This is a genomic window from Candidatus Palauibacter sp., from assembly GCF_965222475.1.
Lineage (GTDB): Bacteria > Gemmatimonadota > Gemmatimonadetes > Palauibacterales > Palauibacteraceae > Palauibacter.
The window spans coordinates 1,116,349-1,135,500 of record NZ_CBDCUB010000001.1; the positions used below are offsets into that span (position 1 = coordinate 1,116,349).

Annotated in this window: 17 protein-coding genes; 5 read left to right on the forward strand and 12 right to left on the reverse strand. The window is 69.5% G+C overall.

Features of this window, described 5'->3' with window-relative positions; all coding sequences use genetic code 11:
* Positions 1–4 precede the first annotated feature (4 nt).
* Positions 5–463 (reverse strand): hypothetical protein, encoded by a 459-nt coding sequence (locus ACOQPP_RS05005; protein ID WP_419166340.1) that lies wholly within the window; start codon positions 461–463, stop codon positions 5–7.
* A complete protein-coding gene (gene clpB / locus ACOQPP_RS05010) occupies positions 460–3,090 on the reverse strand; it encodes an ATP-dependent chaperone ClpB (RefSeq protein ID WP_419166613.1) in 2,631 nt (876 codons plus the stop codon). Before clpB ends, ACOQPP_RS05005 begins: the two co-directional genes overlap by 4 nt.
* A 367-nt stretch (positions 3,091–3,457) precedes the next feature.
* Between clpB and ACOQPP_RS05015 the strand changes: the two genes are divergently transcribed.
* The 5 genes from ACOQPP_RS05015 to ACOQPP_RS05035 are packed head-to-tail and all read left to right on the forward strand — an operon-like array spanning position 3,458 to position 8,346.
* Positions 3,458–5,515, forward strand: coding sequence for an OPT family oligopeptide transporter (locus tag ACOQPP_RS05015; protein ID WP_420635934.1), 2,058 nt, complete (start codon positions 3,458–3,460; stop codon positions 5,513–5,515).
* Entirely contained in the window at positions 5,476–5,895 is a 420-nt protein-coding gene (locus ACOQPP_RS05020; protein WP_419166338.1) for a hypothetical protein, read from the forward strand. The genes ACOQPP_RS05015 and ACOQPP_RS05020 overlap by 40 nt, the downstream gene beginning before the upstream one ends.
* On the forward strand, positions 5,892–6,677 hold the full coding sequence (locus ACOQPP_RS05025; protein WP_419166337.1) for an MlaE family ABC transporter permease: 786 nt from the start codon (positions 5,892–5,894) through the stop codon (positions 6,675–6,677). The genes ACOQPP_RS05020 and ACOQPP_RS05025 overlap by 4 nt, the downstream gene beginning before the upstream one ends.
* Entirely contained in the window at positions 6,674–7,426 is a 753-nt protein-coding gene (locus ACOQPP_RS05030) for an ABC transporter ATP-binding protein (RefSeq protein ID WP_419166336.1), read from the forward strand. Before ACOQPP_RS05025 ends, ACOQPP_RS05030 begins: the two co-directional genes overlap by 4 nt.
* Positions 7,423–8,346 (forward strand): MlaD family protein, encoded by a 924-nt coding sequence (locus ACOQPP_RS05035; RefSeq protein ID WP_419166335.1) that lies wholly within the window; start codon positions 7,423–7,425, stop codon positions 8,344–8,346. Before ACOQPP_RS05030 ends, ACOQPP_RS05035 begins: the two co-directional genes overlap by 4 nt.
* A gap of 36 nt (positions 8,347–8,382) precedes the next feature.
* Here the strand turns inward: ACOQPP_RS05035 and ACOQPP_RS05040 are convergent, their stop codons facing one another.
* The 10 genes from ACOQPP_RS05040 to ACOQPP_RS05085 are packed head-to-tail and all read right to left on the reverse strand — an operon-like array spanning position 8,383 to position 19,118.
* Entirely contained in the window at positions 8,383–9,165 is a 783-nt protein-coding gene (locus ACOQPP_RS05040; protein ID WP_419166334.1) for a Nif3-like dinuclear metal center hexameric protein, read from the reverse strand.
* Between the two features lie 5 nt (positions 9,166–9,170).
* Positions 9,171–10,709 carry a glutamine-hydrolyzing GMP synthase gene (gene guaA, locus ACOQPP_RS05045; protein WP_419166333.1) on the reverse strand — a complete coding sequence of 513 codons (1,539 nt, stop codon included), beginning with the start codon at positions 10,707–10,709 and terminating at the stop codon, positions 9,171–9,173.
* A 25-nt stretch (positions 10,710–10,734) separates the two neighbouring features.
* Positions 10,735–12,060 carry a histidine--tRNA ligase gene (gene hisS / locus ACOQPP_RS05050; RefSeq protein WP_420635935.1) on the reverse strand — a complete coding sequence of 442 codons (1,326 nt, stop codon included), beginning with the start codon at positions 12,058–12,060 and terminating at the stop codon, positions 10,735–10,737.
* A gap of 13 nt (positions 12,061–12,073) precedes the next feature.
* Positions 12,074–12,496, reverse strand: coding sequence for a BrxA/BrxB family bacilliredoxin (locus ACOQPP_RS05055; RefSeq protein WP_419166331.1), 423 nt, complete (start codon positions 12,494–12,496; stop codon positions 12,074–12,076).
* A 10-nt stretch (positions 12,497–12,506) separates the two neighbouring features.
* Positions 12,507–13,817: a bifunctional folylpolyglutamate synthase/dihydrofolate synthase gene (locus ACOQPP_RS05060; protein ID WP_419166330.1), complete on the reverse strand. Its 1,311-nt coding sequence runs from the start codon at positions 13,815–13,817 to the stop codon at positions 12,507–12,509.
* Complete coding sequence (accD, locus tag ACOQPP_RS05065; RefSeq protein WP_419166329.1) at positions 13,811–14,647, reverse strand: acetyl-CoA carboxylase, carboxyltransferase subunit beta; 837 nt, start codon at positions 14,645–14,647, stop codon at positions 13,811–13,813. Before accD ends, ACOQPP_RS05060 begins: the two co-directional genes overlap by 7 nt.
* 60 nt (positions 14,648–14,707) lie before the next feature.
* Positions 14,708–15,922 (reverse strand): rod shape-determining protein RodA, encoded by a 1,215-nt coding sequence (gene rodA, locus ACOQPP_RS05070; protein ID WP_419166328.1) that lies wholly within the window; start codon positions 15,920–15,922, stop codon positions 14,708–14,710.
* Positions 15,919–17,757 (reverse strand): penicillin-binding protein 2, encoded by a 1,839-nt coding sequence (mrdA, locus tag ACOQPP_RS05075; protein WP_420635936.1) that lies wholly within the window; start codon positions 17,755–17,757, stop codon positions 15,919–15,921. The genes rodA and mrdA overlap by 4 nt, the downstream gene beginning before the upstream one ends.
* Positions 17,758–17,790: 33 nt before the next feature.
* The gene (locus ACOQPP_RS05080; RefSeq protein WP_419166326.1) at positions 17,791–18,249 is read right to left on the reverse strand and encodes a hypothetical protein; all 459 of its coding nucleotides are present in this window, start codon (positions 18,247–18,249) and stop codon (positions 17,791–17,793) included.
* Positions 18,246–19,118, reverse strand: a complete 873-nt coding sequence (locus ACOQPP_RS05085) for a rod shape-determining protein MreC (RefSeq protein WP_419166325.1) — start codon at positions 19,116–19,118, stop codon at positions 18,246–18,248. The genes ACOQPP_RS05080 and ACOQPP_RS05085 overlap by 4 nt, the downstream gene beginning before the upstream one ends.
* Between the last annotated feature and the right edge of the window lie 34 nt (positions 19,119–19,152).

Here is a 19,152-nt window from a genome sequence, read left to right on the forward strand (position 1 = left end):
ACGGTTACGAACCGACCAGCGCCTCCGTCAGGATCCGCTCCACGAACCAGCGCCCCCGATATGAGACGGTGATGAACGGCACGGTCGCGGCGCCGCGACGGGTCCCCGTCAACTTCACGACCCAGCGCGATGTCCCGGCGGCATCTCCGACCGGCTGCGCACGGAGCGTACGGGAGCGGTGCGCGAGGAGACCCGCGAGGACGAACATCCTCTGCTCCGTCTCGACCCGGCCCCAACGCCGCTCGGCCGGCCCCTCGGCCGTGCCGAAGAGGCGGGCCATCGCCGGATAGTCGCGCCCCCGCACGCCGTCGAGGAACTGTGCCACCGCCGCCTCGGCCGATGGCGCCCCGTACTCCGGCGAGGCTCCCGCCCCCCCGGCACCCCGTCCCGACGCGCACCCCATCAGGGCGAGGCCCGCCAGGACGGACAGCGACGCGCGCTTTCGACATCGGAGCCCGGTCATGCGCCCCCCTCCCCCTCCGCATCGGCTGCGGCCGGATCCATCTTCACGAATCGAAGCTCTTCTCCCCCGGCATCGACATCGATCCGCAGCGCGTCGCCCTCCGCGACACGTCCCTCGAGGAAGGCCATGGCGAGCGGGTTGGCGATCAGCCGCTGGATCGCACGCTTGAGCGGACGCGCCCCGAAGGCGGGATCATATCCCACCTCCGCGATCCGCCTCCGGGCGGCGGCGCTCACGTCGATCAGGATGTCCCGCTCCGCGAGCATACGCGCGACCCGGGCGACCTGGAGTTCGACGATCGACTCGAGGTGTTCCCGGCTCAGGGGGCGGAATACGAGGATCTCGTCCACGCGGTTGAGGAATTCCGGCTTGAAGCGCCCGCGCAGCGCGTTCTCGACCTCGGCTTCGGTCTCGGCCCAGGGGTCCCCGGCCTCGGAACGCGCCAGGATCCTGGCGCTGCCGATGTTGCTCGTCATGATCAGCACCGCGTTCCGGAAGTCCACCGTCCGCCCGCGCCCGTCCGTCAACCGGCCATCATCGAGGACCTGCAGGAGCACGTTGAACACCTCGGGGTGCGCCTTCTCGATCTCGTCGAACAGGACCACGGTGTAGGGCCGGCGGCGCACGGCTTCGGTAAGCTGGCCGCCCTCCTCGTAGCCGACGTAGCCGGGCGGCGCGCCGATGAGCCGGGACACGGCGTGCCGCTCCATGTATTCCGACATGTCGATCCGCACCATGGCCGTTTCCTCGTCGAACAGGAACTCGGCCAGCGCACGCGCGGTCTCGGTCTTCCCCACCCCGGTCGGGCCGAGGAACATGAAGCTCCCGATGGGACGGTTCGGATCCTGGAGCCCCGCCCGGCTGCGCCGGACCGCGTCCGACACGGCCGTGACCGCGTGTGACTGGTTGACGACGCGCCGGTGCAGGTGCGCCTCCAGCGTCGCGAGCCGATCCTTCTCATCATCGAGCATCCGCGCCACGGGGATGCCCGTCCAGCTCGCCACCACATCGGCGATATCCTCCGGACCCACCTCCTCGTTGAGGAACGAGCCCTCCGCCTGGATCGCGGCCAGCTTCGCCTCGGCCGCGGCAAGCTCGGACCTCCGCTTCGGCAGTTCGCCGTGCAGGATCTCCGCCGCCCGCTGGTGATCGATCCGCCGCTGCGCCTGCGCGGCCTCCACGCCGAGTTCCTCGATCTGCCGCTTGCTGCGCTGGACGGCCTCGATCATTTCCTTCTCGCGGATCCAGCTGGCGTTGAGGCCCGCGAGCGATTCCCGCGCCGCGGCGAGATCGCCCTCGATCTCCGCGAAACGCTCCCGGCTCCTGGCATCGTCCTCGTCCCTGAGGGCCTCCCGTTCGATCTGGAGTTGGGTGACGCGGCGGTCGAGTTCGTCGATCTCCTCCGGCATCGAGTCGATCTCGATGCGGAGCCGGGACGCCGCCTCGTCGACGAGGTCGATCGCCTTGTCGGGCAGAAAGCGGTCTCCGATGTAGCGGTCCGAGAGCCGCACCGCGCTGACGAGGGCCGGGTCCGTGATGCGGACGCCGTGGTGCACCTCGTACCGCTCCTTGAGTCCGCGCAGGATGGCCACGGTCTCGTCGAGCCCCGGTTCGTCGACCAGCACCGGCTGGAACCGCCGCTCCAGGGCAGGGTCCTTCTCGATATGAAGACGGTATTCGTCGAGCGTCGTCGCACCCACCATGCGGAGCTGCCCCCGGGCGAGGGGGGGCTTGAGCATGTTCCCCGCATCGACCGCGCCCTCCGCCGCCCCGGCACCGACCACGGTGTGCAGTTCGTCGAGAAAGACGACGTACCGGCCGCCGGATTCGGTGATCTCCTTCAGCGTCGCCTTCAGGCGCTCCTCGAACTCGCCCCGGTACTTGGCCCCGGCCAGCAGCGCGCTGATGTCGAGCTGCACCAGCTGCTTGTTCCGGAGGGACTCCGGGACGTCCCCGGCGACGATGCGCTGAGCGAGACCTTCCACGATCGCCGTCTTGCCCACCCCGGGATCACCGATCAGGACCGGATTGTTCTTCCTTCGCCGGGAGAGGACCTGCATGACGCGCCGAATCTCGGCATCCCGGCCGATGACCGGGTCGAGCTTCCCCGCCCGGGCCTCCGCGGTGAGATCGACACCGTACCGTTCGAGGGCACGGTACTTCCCTTCCGCATCTTCGTCCGTCGCGCGATGCGGCCCCCGCACCTCCTCGACCGCGCGCCGCGTCCGCTCCGGGTCGGCCCCCGTCCCGCGAAGCAAGGGGCCGGTCGTCGACGCCTTCGGGCCGGCGAGGGCGAGGAGGAGGTGTTCGGTCGTCACGAAGGTGTCGCCCATCTCCCGGGCGGTGGCCTCCGCGTCATCGAGCACGCGCTCGAATTCGCGGCTGGGCGTCGGCGACGCGTCGCTCTGGCGCGGCAGACGGTTCGCCGCCCGCTTGAGATCGGCCTCCAGCGCGCGCGGGTCGACGCCCACCGTCTGGAGGACGGGCACGGCGACGCCGCCTTCCTGGGCGAGCAGCGCCGCGAGCAGATGGGTGTCCTCCACGGCCGGATTGTCGGCCCGGCGCGCCGCGCGCGCCGCCTCGGCCAGCGCCTCGCGGGCTTTCAGCGTGAGTCGGTCGGTCGGGATCATCTTCTGTCCGCCAGCTTCGTTCTCATTCGACTGCGTTCAACTTGTACGCCGGGTTCGCCGTCCCCGGGGGATACCGGGAACCCGGTGCAATTCCCGTGCCCGGAGCGGAGCGCGCGCCGGACTCCGCCTTCGCCGGGGGGACGGGCCCCGGACCGGATCCGGCCGGCGCGACCCCCTGCCATTCGGGCGGACGCACGCCAGTTCGGCAGGTGCGCGCCTCCGGGACCGCGAAGAAAGGTTTTTCCCGCGGTGTCCCCTGTTGACCCTCACGGGAGGCGCGACTAGCGTCCGGACGGTCGATCCCGCCCCACGAGGATTCGATCGCCGCCCGAGTTGCAACCCGGAACCACGTGGAGGGATGCCCATGCCGGACCAGGTCGCGGGCGCTTCGAACACCCGCGCTCACCAGCCCTACATCCCCGCCTCGCAGTCGCTGCCCGAGATCACGGTCAAGGCGATCGTGCTCGGCATCCTCCTCTCGGCCGTCCTCTCCGGTGCGAACGCGTACCTCGGGCTCAAGGTAGGGCTCACGGTGTCCGCGTCGATCCCGGCCGCCGTAATCTCGATGGCGATCCTCAGGATGTTCCGCGAACACAACATCCTCGAGAACAACATCGTCCAGACGGCCGCATCGGCCGGTGAGTCGCTCGCCGCGGGCGTAATCTTCACCCTCCCCGCCCTCATCCTCCTGCGGCACTGGGCGGGGTTCCCCTTCCTGCCCACGATGGGGATCGCGCTCTGCGGCGGCGTCCTGGGGGTGCTGTTCACGATCCCTCTGCGCCGGGCACTGATCATCGAAGCCGACCTGCGCTTCCCCGAGGGGGTCGCGACGGCCGAAGTGCTGAAGGCGGGGGCCACGGGCGGCTCGGGCGCCAAGCTGATCGCGCTCGGCGGGGCGGCGGCCGCGCTGCTCAAGCTGTCACAGACCGGGTTCAAGATCGCCGAGGGTTCCCTGCACGGATCCATTGCGGCCGGCCGCTCGATCTTCGGCATCGGGAGCGACCTCTCGCCCGCCCTGCTCGGCGTCGGGTACATCGTTGGGCCCCGGGTCGGCAGCCTCGTCCTCGCGGGGGGCGCGATCTCGTGGTTCGCCGCCATCCCGATCTACCTCGCCGTCACGGACCCCGCGACGGTGGCCGGCGTCGTGGGCGGCGAGACCGGCTACGCCGCGGCGCAGTCGATCTGGAGCGCACACATCCGCTTCATGGGCGTCGGCGCCATGGTCGTGGGCGGCGTGTGGGCGCTCGTCTCGCTCCTGGGCGCCGTCCGCGACGGCGTGCGGTCCTCGATCGAGGCGCTCCGCGCCGCCCGAGTGGCGGAGGGAGGCCCGGAAGTCCCCCGCACCGAGCGGGACATGCCGATCAACCTCGTCGCGGTGGGCACCGTCGCGCTCGCGGCGCCGATCCTCGCCGTGTTCGTGCTCGTGATCGACCGATCCGCACTCGGGATCACGCCCGGCCTCTACTGGATCGTGCTCGCGCTGGGGACGGTCTTCGCACTGGTCGCCGGGTTCCTGTTCGCCTCGGTCGCCGGCTACATGGCCGGTCTCGTCGGCTCCTCGAACAACCCGATCTCGGGCGTCACGATCGCGACGATCCTCACGATCTCCCTCATCCTCTATCTCCTGCTCGGATCACAGATCGACTTCACGGTCTCGGGCGCGCAGGCGCTCGCGGCGGCGGCGACCGCGATCCTCGTGGGCGCGGTGGTCGCGTGCGCGGCGGCGATCGCCGGCGACAACATGCAGGACCTCAAGGCCGGGAGGATCGTCGGGGCCACGCCGCGCCGCCAGCAGATCATGCAGGTCATCGGCGTCGTCTCCGCGGCGTTGGTCATCGCGCCCATCCTCGGGCTCCTGTACCAGGCGTACGGCCTCGGCGGCGTCCTTCCGCGCGAGGGGATGGACCCGAACGAGATGCTGCAGGCGCCGCAGGCGACCCTCATGGCCTCCGTCGCCGACGGCGTGTTCTCGAGGAACCTGCCCTGGGGGATGATCGCGATCGGGGCGCTGATCGCCGCCGCGGTCATCGCCCTCGACCAGATCCTCAAGGCGCGAGGCTCGAACCTCCGGGTTCCGGTGCTCGCGGTGGCGGTCGGCATCTATCTGCCGATCGAACTCGAGGTGCCGATCTTCGTCGGAGGCATCGTGGCGTGGCTCGTGAGCCGGGTGGTGCGCCGCCGCGACGGCGAGGCCGAGGTGGAACGGGCGAGCCAGCGCGGTCTGCTCTTCTCTTCCGGCCTCATCACGGGGGAGGCGCTCGTGGGGATTCTCCTCGCGATCCCGTTCGCGGCCTTCCAGAGCACGGACGTACTCAGCCTCGCGCCGGAGGGCTTCGGGACGATCTCGAGCTGGATCGGGGGGGCGGCGGCGGTGGGATTCACATGCTGGCTCTACCGCGTATCGGTTCGCTCGTCCGGCTGATGAGCCCCGGGCCGCGGAGGGGGCGTGCGATCCTCGTGCTGCTCGCCGCGAGCCTCCTGGCGGGCGGCTGCGGCGACAGGGTGGGCAGCCTCGACGAAGACACCTACGTCCAGGTCATGGCCCACCTCAACTACGCCCGTGAGCGCTATGCGAACACGGCCGAGGACGACTCCGCCCGGGCCGCGGTCCTCGAGGAGTTCGGCGTTTCCGGCCCGCAGGTCGAGGAGTTCACGTCACGCCACGGAAGCGATCCCCAGCTTATGAACCGGCTGTGGGAGCGGATTCGACGCGAGGTCGAGGTGCTGCACGGCGTCCAGCCGCCCGAGTCACAGGCGGACGATGCGGGGAACCGTCCCGGAGAGCGGCGGGGAGGCCGATGAGACCGGCCGGTCTCCTCGCCGCGACCGGACGCCAGGGGCGGTCCGCGGCGCTTCACGCCGGCCGGATGGGGCTCCTCGGCTGGGCCACGTTCTGTTCGCTGGGTCGCCCGCGCGCCTATCTGCGCGAGACGATCGGACACGTGAAACACATCGGGGTCGAGAGCCTGCCGCTCGTGCTCCTCATGGGGGCCCTGTCGGGCGCGGTCATGGCCCAGCAGACCATGTACCAGCTCTCACCGGGTCTGCCACGTGAGATCGTCGCGGGCGGCGTGGTCGGCGGCATGCTCACCGAGTTGGGGCCGGTGCTCACGGCGGTCGTGCTCGCCGGACGCGTCGGGGCCGGCATCGGCGCCGAACTCGGGGCCATGAAGGTGACGAATCAGATCGACGCGCTCCTCACCATGGGCCGTGACCCCGTGCTCGAACTCGTCGTCCCCCGGGTCGTCGCCGGGACGCTTATCCTCGTCCCCCTCGTCATGCTGGCGAACGTCATGGGCGTCTTCAGCGGCTACGTCACCTCGGTCGGGATCCTCGGGCTCACGTCGGGCGAGTACGTCGACGGGGCCAAGGGCTACTACCACCACGGCGCGCTCCTCTTCTCGCTCGTGAAGGCCGTCGCGTACGGCTTCGCCATCACCTTCATCGCCAGCTACGTCGGGCTGCGGGCGAGTGGCGGGGCTGCGGGCGTGGGGCGCACGGCCACGCGGGCGGTCGTCGCGATCATCGTCTCGATCATGGTCCTCGATACCGTGCTCGGACCCGTCTACAAGGCGCTGACGTGATCGAGATCATCGGGGTCCACAAGAGCCTCGGCGGCCGACCCGTGCTGGAGGGCGTCGATCTGGACGTCCGTGAGGGGGAGACGCTCGTCATCATGGGACCCTCGGGGACCGGAAAGAGCGTGCTCCTGAAGCACATCGTGGGCCTCTTCGACCCGGATGCCGGAGACATCATCGTGGACGGCATCTCGGTGCCGTCCTCCAGCCGGGAGGAGATCGCCGCCATCCGCGCGAAGATCGCCTACGTCTTCCAGAATTCGGCGCTCTTCGACTCGATGACGGTGCGCGGCAACCTCCTCATGGGACTCCCCCCGGGCTCCTACCAGGACCGCATGGCAGAGTGCGAAGAGCTGGCGCGGACCGCACTGAATCACGTGAACCTCGCACCCGACGTGCTGGCGCTGTACCCGGCGGAACTCTCCGGGGGCATGCAGCGACGGGTCGCCATCGCCCGCGCGATCATCGGCAAACGCCACTACGTACTGTACGATGAGCCCACCACGGGGCTCGATCCCGTCAACGCCACGAGAATCAACAGGTTGATCGCGCACGTGAGCCGCGAAGTCGACGCCACCAGCATCGTCGTCACGCACGACGTGACGTCCGCCTTCTTCCTCGCCGACCGGATCGTCCTCCTGTCCGATGGCGTGATCCAGGCGGAAGGCACGCCCGAGGAACTGCGGGTCACGGACAACCCGGCCGTACGCCAGTTCCTCGACGCGGCCCCCGGGGCCGGAGTGCGAGGCGCATGAGGGATCCCGGCCTCCGCGACCGCGGCGTCGAGATCCGGGTCGGCATCTTCCTCATCCTGGCCGCGATCGTTTCCGTGGCCGGCCTGTTCTGGATCGCCGACTCGCCCTTCCGGGGACCGACGATCCACGTGTGGGGCGTCGTGGGCGACGCCGGCCAGATCACCCCCGATTCGCCGGTACTCCTGCGCGGCGTCGAGATCGGGACGGTCGACGAGGTGGGACTGCAGGCGGAGCGCGCGGTGATCGGGATGACGATCTCCACGCGGATCGCGCTCCCGGCCGACACGCGGGGCACCGTCAGGCCCTCCGGGTTCCTCGGACAGCAGCTCATCGAACTCATGCCCGGCGCCGGCACGCGGGCCCTCGCCGAGGGGGACACCATCTCCCTCGACCGCGCATCCGACCTGGTATCGCTCGCCTCCAGCTTCGGCGAGGAGACCGGCGGGCTGATCGAGCGACTCGATTCGATCCTCACGGAGCAATTCGCCGAGAACGTGGCCGCCGGCTCGGAAGCACTCGCGCGCGCCATGAGGGAGCTGGCGGGGCTCCTCGAGGCCGAGCGCGGTTCCATCGGCAGCATGCTCGCGAACATGGACACGCTCTCGGGCCGGCTCTCGGGACTGGCCGGATCGGAAGAGGTGGACCGCACGCTCGCCAGCCTCGATACGCTCTCGTCCCGCCTGGCGGGGGCGAGCGACGACTTCGCCGCCACCGGCAGGTCTCTTGCCGAGATCACCCGCCGGCTGGAGGCCGGAGAAGGCACGCTCGGGAAGCTGCTCGGCGAGGACGCCGTCTACGACGGGTTGCTGGAGACACTGGAGACGCTTCGCGCCGCCGGCGAGGAGTTCGGGCTCCTGATGCGAGACATCCGCGAGCGGCCGGACCGCTACCTGGAGGACATCAAGATCTCCGTCTTCTAGCAGCGGACGGGCCGGCGGAGGGCGCGTGCCGCCGGATCAGAGGCCCGTGGGTACGTCGAAGAAGAGGTGCTCGGCTTCGAAGTGGTCCGCCGCGCGGCGGGCGAGGGCCCGGACGCCCAGGGTCTCGGTGGCGTAGTGGCCGGCGTAGATCACGTTGATACCGAGTTCGAGCGCCTCGTGATACGTGTGGTGGCTCCCCTCGCCGGTGAGGAAGGTGTCCGCGGCGGCCGCGGCGGCGGCCTCGATCATGGAGCCGCCGCTCCCTGAAAGGATCGCCAGGCGCGCTGCGCGCTCCGGTCCCCCGGCGATGACGACCGGAGACTGGCCGCACACGGCCTCCGCGCGAGCCGCGAGTTCCGCACGCGACGCATCCACGGTCCCGATGACGCCGATCCCCTCGTTTCCCCTGAACGACCCGAAACGCTCGACCCCCTCGAGGGCGAACTCGGCCGCGAGGAGGGCGTTGTTTCCGATGCGAGGGTGCAGATCGAGCGGGAGGTGCGCCGAATACAGGCCCATCCCGCTCTCCACGAGCCGGCGAAAGCGCTCGTAGAGAGGGCCGACGAAGGGGCGCAGGCCGCCCCAGAAGAGTCCGTGGTGCACGAGGAGGAGGTCGCACCCGCCCTCGACCGCGAGGTCGATCGTCGCCCGGCAGGCGTCCGTTGCCGCCCCGATGCGGGCCACTTCCCGCCGTCCGTCGACCTGCAGTCCGTTGAGCGCGAAGGGGTAGTCGTCGACCTCCGTCACGCGCAGGAGATCGTCCAGCCAGGCCGCGATTTCCCGGCAGGTTGCCCCGCTTCGGGCACGAGATGTCGCCACGGACGCTACTCCCATTCGATGGTCGCGGGCGGCTTCGAGGAGACGTCGTAGGTCACCCGGTTCACCCCCTTCACCTCGTTGATGATGCGGTTCGAGATCCGGCCCAGCACGTCGTGCGGGAACTGGAACCAGTCGGCCGTCATCCCGTCGAGAGAGGTCACGGCCCGGAGCGCGACGACGTTCTCGTAGGTGCGCGCATCGCCCATCACGCCGACGGACTGCACGGGGAGCAGGACGGCGAAGGCCTGCCAGATCTCGTCGTAGAGCCCACCCTCCCGGATGCCCTCGAGGTAGATCGCGTCCACCTCCCGCAGCGTGTCGAGCTTCTCCCGCGTGACGTCGCCCAGGATGCGGATCGCGAGGCCGGGGCCGGGGAACGGGTGGCGACCGACGATCTCCTCCGACAGGCCCAGTTCGCGGCCCACCTGGCGCACCTCGTCCTTGAACAGCTCGCGCAGCGGCTCGACGAGTTGGAACGGATGGTCGGGCCGCAGCCCCCCCACATTGTGGTGCGACTTGATCTTGACCGACGGTCCCCACACGGACACGGACTCGATCACGTCGGGATAGAGCGTCCCCTGCACCAGGAAGCGGGCGTCCCCCCACCGGCCGGCCGCCTCCTCGAACACGTCGATGAAGGTGTGGCCGATGATGACCCGTTTCTCTTCCGGCTCCGCCACTCCGGCGAGCCGCTCCAGGAAGAGATCCGCCGCGTCGACGACCTCGAGCCGCATCCCCATGTGTTCTCCGAACACGGCCTCCACCGAGCCGCGCTCGTCCTTCCGCAGCAGGCCGGTGTCGACGAAGATGCAAGTCAGCTGGTCTCCGACCGCCTGCCGCACGAGGGCCGCGGCCACGGAGCTGTCCACCCCGCCGGAAAGGCCGCAGATGACCTGCGCGTCCCCCACGTCGTCCCGGATCGCGGACACCTGGTGGTCGATGATGTTGGCCGCATTCCAGCTCGTGTCGCAGCGGGCGACCCCGAACAGGAAGTTCCGGAGCATCTCTCCGCCGCGCGCGGTGTGGGCGACCTCCGGATGGAACTGGACACCCCAGATCCGGCGTTCCTCGGACCAGATCGCCGCGATGGAGTTCTCCGTGGTCCCCAGCACGTCGAAACCGGGGGGCGGCGACCGGAGGGAATCGCCGTGGCTCATCCACACCTGCGTGGTTTCACCCTCCGAGAAACCCTCGAAGAGTCCGTCCGTCGACCGGACCCGCAGCTCCGCCCGTCCGTACTCGCGGCGGTCCGCACCGTGAACCTCTCCCCCGGCGAGGTCCGCGACGAGCTGCATCCCGTAGCAGATCCCGAGGATCGGAACCCCCATGGTCAGGATCTCGGGGCTCGCCCTGGGGACCCCCCGTTCGTACACGCTCGCCGGCCCCCCGGAGAGGATGATGGCGGCCGGCTCGTACGCCCGGACCCACCCGGAGCTCCGCGTCGGCGGGTGAACCTCGCAGTACACCCCCTCCTCCCGGATGCGGCGCGCGATGAGTTGGGTGAACTGGGACCCGAAATCGAGGATGAGTACGCGACTCACCAAACCTCCTCGGCCTTCACTCGCTGCTTCACTCGCTGCTCTCGGGGGACGCCCGCTCCACCTCGGCCGCGGCCGCGCGCGTCAGGGCTTCGATCGCGATTTCGCGCTCGGCGCCGGACGCCATGTCGCGGAGCGAGACGACCCCGCGTCCCACTTCTTCCGGGCCGAGCACGATCGTCCGCGCCGCCCCCGCCTGGTTTGCGGCCTTGAACTGGCGTCCGACCCCGCGTGCGCGCAGGTCGTACAGGACGTGGCGCCCCTGGTCCCGGAGCGCCCGCGCCAGGCAGAGAGCCGTGGGGCGCTCGTCCTCGGACACGCAGATGATGTAGTCGTCCACGCGGCGCAGCTCCGAGGGCACCAGGCCCCGGGCCCGGAGCAACTCCGCCAGCACCACGTCCCCCATCCCGAAGCCAAGGGCCGGAAGGTTCACACCCCCCAGCGCGCGCAGGAGGTCATCATAGCGACCGCCGCCGCAGATGGCCCTCAGTTCGTCGCGACGGTCCCAGATTTCGAACACGGTCCCGGTATAGTAGGCCAGCCCGCGCACGAGGCGGGCGTCGAAGCGCACGAAGTCGGCGAAGCCCGTCGCGTCGAGGTACGAAAACACGGTCTGCAGCCCCGCGGCCGCCTCCTCCAGCGGCCTCTCTCCGCCGTGCGCCGCCATCAGCTCCGCGAGCGGGAGCCTCAGCGCCTCGAACAGCCGGTCCGCCCGCTTTCCGCCCACGCCGGCCGCGGCCAACCGGCCCCGGATGGGGTCTTCCCCTTCCCTTTCCAGGCGGTCGATGGCGGCGAACACCGCGAGGTGCTCGCGGACGGGGATGCCGAGGGCGTCGAGGAGCGCCGCCACGAGCCGCCGGTCCGAGACGCGGACGACGATATCGGCCGCCCCGAGCCCGAGTTCCCGCAGCGCGTCGATGCCAGCCGCGATGATCTCGGCATCGGCGAGGGGATCCGTCTCGCCGACGATGTCCATGTTGAGCTGGAAGTGCTCGCGCAGCCGTCCCCGCTGGGGCCGCTCGTAGCGGAACAGCTGAGGGATCGAGAACCAGCGCACCGGCTTGGGGAGCCCCGCGGCGCGCGCCGCCATCATGCGCGCGAAAGTCGGCGTCATCTCCGGCCGCAGGGCGACGTCGCGTCCACCCTTGTCCTCGAATGCGTACAGCTGCCCGACGATCTCCTCGCCCGACTTGCGCGTATAGAGTTCGAGCGGTTCGAGGGGCGGCCCGTCGTATTCCGTGAACCCGTAGCGCGCGCCGACCCGACGCCAGGCGGAGAAGATGTGCCGGCGAAGGGCAAACTCCTCGGGGAAGAAGTCCCTGAAGCCGGGAAGGCCCCGGATTTCCCCCGAACTCACGACCCCGGGACTGCTAGGACGTTGCGCAGAATTCGTCGTACGCCTTCGTGATGTCGGCGGCGATCTGGTACGCCTCGCGTCCCTCGATCTGGTGCCGCTCGAGCATGAACTGCAATTCCCCGCCGGAGAGAAGCGCGATCGACGGCGACGACGGTCGCACGCCGGCGAAGTAATGCCGCGCTCGGGCCGTCGCTTCGGCGTCCTGTCCCGCGAAGACCGTCACCACCCGGTCGGGCTGCACTTCGTGGCGCATGGCCAGCGCCACGGCCGGGCGGGCGTTGCGGGCCGCGCAGCCGCACACGGAGTTCACGACGACCAGGGTGTCCCCCTCGGCGTCGAGCACTTCATCCACGTCGCCGGAGGTCCGTAACTCACGCACGCCGAGGCGCGTCAGTTCGTCCCTCATCGGCTGTACCAATCTCGGATCGTAAAGCATTTTTCGCTCTCTATTCTCCCATTCGCGCCCCGGCCAGTTCCGGCAGCGCCCTGGCTTCACCCACCGTGTAGGCGGACCCCGTCACCAGCAGGGTCCCCGAACCCGCGAGCGCACACCCGCGGACGACGGCCTCCGCCACGTCAACGCATACCTCGACAGACACGTCAGGCTCCCGGGACAGCCACGCCCGCGCCTCGTGCGGGTCCCACTGCCGTCCCCCGGCGGCGGCCGGCCGGGCGAGGATCATAACGTCCATGTCAAGCGCGAGACGGGAGAGCACGGCCCTCCAGTCCTTGTCGGCCAGCATCCCGACGACCGCGATCCGCGGCCGCGCGAGGGCCATGCCGGCAGCGGTCTGACAGAGGACTTCCGCAGCCGCCGGGTTGTGCGCGATATCGAACACCAATGTCGCCCCGCCGGGCCCCTCCCGCCACGTCTCGAAGCGGCCGGGCAGGCGCGCAGCCGCGACACCTTGCCTCACGCGTGCTTCACCGTAGCGGTAACCCGACCGGTCCAGCATCAGCAGGGCGAGCGCCGCGTTGTCGGCCTGGTGGCGGCCCGGAAGCCGGGTGGCGAGCGAGAGGCCCTTCGGCCGGTCGCGGGAGGCGTAGCGAAACCGGGTCCCCGCGGGACCGACGCGCACATCCGACACCTCCGCTTCCCTGCCGAGGCGAGCGACGGGCGACCCCGTCGTGCGCGCGATCCGCTCGAGCGTGTCGAGCGCTTCGCGGGGCATCCGCCCGAGGCTGACGGAGACATCCCGCTTGAAGATCCCGGCCTTCTCCGCCGCGATCGCGGACAGCGACGGGCCCAGAAGCTCCATGTGGTCGAGCCCCACCGGCGTGATGGCGGCCCCGATGGGGCGGAGTACGTTCGTGGCGTCCAGGCGCCCGCCGAGGCCCGTCTCCACGACCGCGACGTCCACCCCGCTCTCCGCGAAACAGATGAAGGCGAGCGCGGTCGTGACCTCGAAGTAGGTACACGCGCCGCTCGCCTCGCAGGCGAGAATCAGGGCCGCGGCCGTCTCGATCAGCGACTCCTCGACCCACGCCCCGTCCACGAGAAAGCGTTCGCGCACGTCGGCGAGGTGAGGGGAGGTGTACAGACCCGTGCGCAGTCCGCCCGCTTCGAGGATTCCCGCGGCATAGCTCGCGGTCGAACCCTTTCCGTTCGTTCCCGCGATGTGGAAGGCCTCGAACGTCCGCTCCGGACAGCCGAGCTGTTCCAGGAGGGCTTCGATTCTGTCCAGACCCGGGAGCACTGCGGCCATGGGACGGGGGTCGAGGAGGGCCGCGAGCGCCCCCTCGCCTCCGCTCAGCACATGTGGTCCAGAAGGGTCGAGACCGCCCCCCGCAGCCGGGCCCGTGGGACGATGCGGTCGATCATCCCGTGTTCCTCGAGGAATTCCGCGGTCTGGAATCCTTCCGGCAGGTCCTGCCGGATCGTCTCCTTGATGACTCGCGGCCCGGCGAAGCCGATCAACGCGCCGGGTTCCGCGAGAATCACGTCGCCCAGCATGGCGTATGAGGCGGTGACGCCGCCCGTGGTCGGGTTCGTGAGGACGCTGAGATAGGGGATGGCCGCATCCGAGAGCTGTTCGAGGGCGGCGGCGGTCTTGCCCATCTGCATCAGGGACAGGATGCCTTCCTGCATCCGCGCCCCGCCGGAGGCCGAGATGATCACGAGAGGCGTCCGGGCCGCGAGCGACCGGTCGGCGAGGCGCCGGATCTTCTCGCCCACCACGGATCCCATCGAGCCTCCGATGAACCGGAAGTCCATGGTCCCGAGATGCACATCCCTCCCCGCGATGCGGCCGCGCCCAGTGCGTATCGCGTCCTGGTCCCCTCCGCGCTTCTCGGCCTGCTGGACGCGGTCCACATAGCGCTTCGAGTCTACGAACCCGAGCGGATCCGCAGAGCGAAGCGTCTGGTCGTAGAGGACTTCGAGCCCGCCTCCGTCGAGGAGCAGCGCCTCGTAGGATTCCGCGGTGATACGAAAGTGATGACCGCAGTTCGGGCAGACGTGGAAACTCTCCTCGAGTCGGCCGCTGTACAGGATCTCACCGCAGCCGGCACATCGATCCCACATGTCGCCCGGAAGCTCCCGCTTCTGGGAGACGAGTTTCTGCTTCGGTTTGCTGAACCAGGACACCCTGCCTCCGGCGTGTCGGTTACGGCGGCCCGGGCCGCCGGGTGATGGGCGGCGAACAAGCTACTTCTCCCAGGCCACCCGCTGCACCATCCCGAACCCTGCGTACAGAACGACGAGGAAGCTCCCGCCGTAGCTGACGAGCGGCAAGGGCAGCCCCGTGATGGGCAGCATTCCAATGGTCATCCCGAGGTTGACGGCCAGGTGCGCGAAGAGTACGGCGAAAACGCAGAAGGCCACGGAGCCTCCGAAATCGTCTTCCGTATCGACCGCCGTCTGCAGCACCCTGTACAGGAGCAGCGCGAAGAGCACCAGAAATACCGCCACTCCGACGAAACCGAGTTCCTCCGCGACGACGGAAAAGATGAAGTCCGTGTGTTGCTCCGGGAGGAAGGCGAGGCGTTTCTGTGGGCCCTGCGCGAACCCCGCACCGAGCAGACCTCCCGACCCGATGGCGACCTTTGACTGGACCAGCTGCCAACCCGAACCGAGAGGATCGACCTCCGGATCGAGGAAGACCAGAAGCCGGTTCCGCTGGTAGTCGGCGAGCGAGTTCCAGACCGGGAGGGTGAGCGCGCCGGCCGCGACGTTCGCGAGGAGTACGCCCATGGAGTCCGGCAGGTAGGGACGGTCGATGTATAGACACGTCGCGACGATCAGAAACCACCCGCCCCACACGATCCAGTTGAAGCCGAGCAGCAGACCGACACCCGGCGTCACGAGCAGGAAGATCCTGAACAGCGGGACGCCGGCCCAGAAGAGTGCGGCGATGAGGATGACCGCGAACACGAGGGCGCTCCCCAGGTCCGGCTGCCGCAACACGAGACCGAGGGGAACGACGACGAGCAGGACGGGTTTCCAGAGCAACACCAGCCGGTCGTATCCGCCGCGGTCACCTCCCAGAACCCGGGCCAGCATCAGGATCGTCGCCAGCTTGGACACTTCCGCCGGCTGAACACGTGCGGGGCCCAGTTCCAGCCAGCTCCCGCTCGGGCCGGTCCCGATGACGAGCACGAGGAGCAGAAGCAGGATCGACGCCGCGTAGAACCACGGCGTGAGCCATTCCAGGAAGCGGATCGAGAAGCGGGAGGTCACCGCGAGGGCGACGATCGCCACGGCGAACCATGTGAGCTGGCGGAGCCAGATGCCGGTGGCCAGCGACCGGATGTCCACCTGCCCGGCCGAGTAGATCATGGCGATCCCCAGCCCGGTCAGAAGGACGATCAGGGCCAGGAGCGTGGGATCTCCGATCCCGGGGATGCGGCGCGACACGGTCACCCGCCAGTCTCGACCGAGGCCACCGCAGAGAGACGGACACCGGGCGTGGCTTCGGGCGGCAGGCCGAGGGTCTCCAGATGGCGGTCGACGATTCGGGATGCCAGAGGCACGGCGAGGGAGGGCTGGTTGTCGGGATGCCCGTGCTCGACGATGGCCGCAATCACGATCCGCGGATCATACGCGGGCGCGAAACCCACGAACCAGGAATGGGGTTCGCCGTGCGGATTCTGCGCGGTCCCTGTCTTTCCGGCCAGCGTCCAGCGCGAGAGGCGGCTGCCGTACGCGGTGCCGCCGGGCTGGTTGACGACGCGAACGAGCGCGTCGACGAGCTGCTGCCGCTGGGTCTCCGACAGATCGAGCGTCCAGTCCACACGTCGTTCCGCGAGCAACTCGTCGCGCGCGAGGTGCGGCTGGATCGGCGATGCCCCCGTCGCAAGGGCGGCGTAGAACTGCGCCATCGTGAGCAGACTCTGCGCGTTTTCTCCCTGTCCGATCGAGAGGCTCATGATCGCGGACTCGAACCAGCCGCTCGGTCCGTACCGCTGGTCGTACCACTCTCTGGAGTCCGGGAACCTGCCGCTGATCTCGAACGGGAGATCGATGCCCGATGGGCGGTCGAAGCCCAGCACCGCCGCCTCCTCAAGGAGCCTGTCGAGCCCGATCCGTTGTCCCGCCTGGTAGAACCAGACGTTGCAGGAGCGCTGAATCGCCTCCGCCAGATCGAGCCGCCCGTGTCCGCGCGACAGCCAACAGCGGAAGACGCGGCCCTGGTAGGCGAGCCCGCCCGCGCACGGGTGCGTGTGGTAGGTGTCGATCGTGAGGTCCCCCGTCTTCATCCCGATGGCGGACATGACGAGCTTCCAGGTCGATCCGGGCGGATACTGGGCCAGGGTGACCCGGTTCAGGAGCGGCTTGTCTTGGTGCTCGCGCAATGAATCCCAGAGATCGAGCGGGATGCCTCCGATGAAGGCGTTGGGGTCGAACGTGGGGTGACTGTAGAGGACGACGACCTCCCCCGTGGCGGGGTCGATGGCGACCACGCCCCCACGCATACCCGCCGGGAAGATCGAGTCCGCGAGCAGCTGCAGGTCGAGGTCGATGCCCAGGTGGAGATCGTCGCCGGGTTGTGAGTTCAGCCCCTGCGCGACGCCGAGGTCCCGAACGATCGTGCCGAGCGCATTCACCTCCACGTACCGGACCCCGTTTCGTCCGGCGAGTCGGCTCTCGTACTGCGCCTCGAGACCCGCCTTCCCCACCGTCTCACCGGCGGCGTACTCGACGTAGTCGGGCCGCGCCAACTCCTCTTCGTTGATCTCTCCCACATACCCGATGAGGTGCGCGACGGCGGAGCCCGCCGGATACCGCCGGTGGGGACGCTGTGCCACGGTCACGCGGCGGAACTCCGGGCGGCGCTCCTCGATGAAGGCCACCTGGTCGAAGCTCGCGTTCTCGCGCACGACCAGCGATTCGTAGGGCCGGGCGCGATTCCGCTCCAGCAACTCCGCGCGCCACTCGGGAGAAAGCTCCAATTGGTCGGCGAGGCGGTCGAGACCGGCGGCAATCGCCTCGCGCGGGCCCGGAAGGAGCGAAAGGTCGTAGCCCGGTACGTTGTCCGCGATGGCGCGCCCGTAGCGGTCGTAAATCGTCCCGCGCGGCGCCGGAACCGTGACGCTCCGGAGGCGATTCTCGCTCGATTGGAGCGTGTATCGATCCCCGCTGAAGAACTGCAGGCGAAGAAAGCCCCACGCCAGCAACAGCAGGAGAGCGAACAGCGCGCCGGCCGCCCCGCGCCCGCGCCGTCTCCGGAGCTGCGGATCTCCGTTACCACCCCTCATCTCAACCCCTCCCCGACCGGCCGTGACGAAGCGTCAGGCTCCCGCCGATACGAAGCGATCGACCAGCCAGCACACGACCGTGGTCAACGCGGCCGACGCCGGCGCGTTCACGAGAAGCGCGCCCATCGAGGCGTCCTCCTGGACCAGCAGCGCCACCGAGGCCCGCAGGGCCCACGTCCCAAGGAACATGGAAGCTACCACGAAGGTGTCCGAGTCAGAATATACGATGCGGCGCAGCCAGCCACCGATGCACGCGAAGATGGAAAAGAGAAACATGGTCAGGCCCAGGGGGCCGAGGGAGATCGACGCCTCGAGCAGGCCCAACAGACACCCGAACACGGCGGCTCGACCCCAACGCAAGAGAAATGAACCCAGCAGGAGTCCGCCCGCGAGCAGATCGGGCCCGATCGGCCAGCGGCTCCACAGCGGGTGGAGGGCGAAGTGCAGCAGCAGCAACAGAAGGACGGCGAACCACTCTCTCCGAGCACTCATCGACGGGCCGGCACCGTGTCCGTCTGATCCCGTACGACCTCGGGCTCTTCTTCCCCGGGGAGATCGGGACGCTCCCAGACGAAGACGTCACTGACTTCCTGCGGCCACACCGCCGGCTCGACCACGTAGCGCTTCATCCACCCCGCCTCGGGTTCCGACGGCTCCCGGACGTGCCCCACCGGAACGCCGCGCGGGTAGACGGCGCCGATCCCGGTCGTCAGGAGCAGCGTTCCCGAGGGGATTTCGGCCTGGAAGGGCGCACCCTCGAGCAGCAACAACGGCTGTCCGCCCTCGAGGCGCATCGGCCTCACGAATCCCGACACGGCCCCGTCTTCCGTCATCACGCTGACGCGAAAGTCGGCGTGGCTCCAGAAATCTCCGCTGACCCCGCGCCCTTGCGGTGCTCTCGCGACGCCCACGAGACCGAGTCCGGTGAACACGCCGACGGGCAAGTCCAGCTCCGAGGGATCAGGGCCCGACAGGAAGAAGACGTCGGGATTCCCTATCTGAGGTCGACCCGGATAGACGACGGCGGGCAGCGTGGATCCGATCCGCCGCGCCGCGAGCCCGCTGTCCGGCGGCGCCTCGCCGGCGGACGCGGGCCGCGCGCGATATCGCATGAGAAGTTCCGTCAGCGAATCCCGCTCCGCGACGAGCACCCGGTTGCGCTGCTCGATCTGCCCGCGCTCCGAAACGACGCGATGGAGCCGGAGGAACGGATAGAGCACCGTCCCCCGGACGGCGGACTCGATCTGGCCCTGCTGTTCCCGGGAAAGGCTCGCGGCGATTCCGCTCATGCCGAGCACGACGACGAGGGCGACCAGTTCGAGCGGCCGGCGGCGCGGAGGACGGGCGCCCGGATAGCTCACGGTCGCCGGGAGCCCCGTCTCCCGGTTCCGGCCC